General features: G+C 33.1%; 1 protein-coding gene. It reads right to left on the minus strand.

What is annotated here, in order from left to right; translation table 11 throughout:
• Window positions 1-620 (minus strand): metallophosphoesterase family protein (locus ACFPZN_RS56445; RefSeq protein WP_378293727.1); only part of this gene is annotated, 620 nt, incomplete at both ends.

Consider the following 620-nt stretch of genomic DNA (forward strand, 5'->3'; position numbering starts at 1 on the left):
AATCCATTTGAAAGTTATATCGTGGTATATGTTTATGACCATGAACAATGAAGTCGAATTCGTTGTGGCTTGCAAAACGCATAAAATCTTCCGCATTTTTCATTTGACTTAGATCAGGATCTGGAAATGTAGTATCTGTATAATTTTTGGGATGGTGATGTGTTAGTAAAATCCTAAACTTACGTTTATCTTTCGTCCTTAACTCATCCAATTTTGATTGTAACGTTGATAAACATCTAAGGTCTACCTCCCCAAATTTTACTTCTTTATCACAGCTGTCTAGCGCAGAAGAGTTAACACCAACGACGATTAAATCCTCATGTTCCCAAATAGCCGAATATGGATCAGAATAATAGGATGAAAAGGTTGAATTATATAATAAAGAGGAAAAAAAATCATTACTCCGAATATTAGCGTATTTTGCTAAGATGATTTTACTTTTATCAGAATATCTTTCGCTTGCATCTTTTTCCTGTTGCCAATTTCCATCATGATTGCCAGGGACGAAGAAAATATTGTTATCACTTATGTTTAATATATTCTTTATCTCTTTAATCCTTTCAGCTGCAATTTCAAACTCATATGATTCTGCGCGATTTGTGATATCTCCAGCAATTAAA

This window comes from Actinomadura rugatobispora (assembly GCF_042656285.1).
In the GTDB taxonomy this organism is placed as follows: Bacteria; Actinomycetota; Actinomycetes; order Streptosporangiales; family Streptosporangiaceae; genus Spirillospora; species Spirillospora rugatobispora.